Origin of the sequence: Pseudoalteromonas sp. SIMBA_162 (genome assembly GCF_046535955.1) — a bacterium.
Taxonomy (GTDB): Bacteria; Pseudomonadota; Gammaproteobacteria; order Enterobacterales; family Alteromonadaceae; genus Pseudoalteromonas; species Pseudoalteromonas marina.
The window spans coordinates 1-261 of sequence record NZ_JAWJBQ010000608.1 but is presented as its reverse complement, the minus strand read 5'-3'; the positions used below and the strand labels follow the sequence as shown (position 1 = coordinate 261).

The following is a 261-nucleotide window of genomic DNA, read 5'->3' as shown; positions in this document are numbered from 1 at the left end:
CCAGCGGCCAGGTGATCGCGTCGCACGCGGCCACCGCCCGGATCGAGCCGGCCTCGCTCACCAAGATCATGACGGCGTACGTGGTGTTCGGCGCTATCCACAACAAGGAGCTGTCGCCGGACCAGAAGGTGACCATCTCGACGCGCGCCTGGAAAGTGCCGCCCGGCAGTTCCAAGATGTTCCTGGAGCCGGGCTCCAAGGTGTCCGTGGACCAGTTGCTGCGCGGCCTGATGATCCAGTCCGGCAATGACGCGGCGATCG

General features: G+C 66.3%; 1 protein-coding gene. It reads left to right on the top strand.

The window, feature by feature from the left end:
• Window positions 1-261, top strand: a 261-nt coding sequence (locus tag R0J88_RS21105) for a D-alanyl-D-alanine carboxypeptidase family protein (protein WP_410901042.1), incomplete at both ends; no start/stop codon positions are given.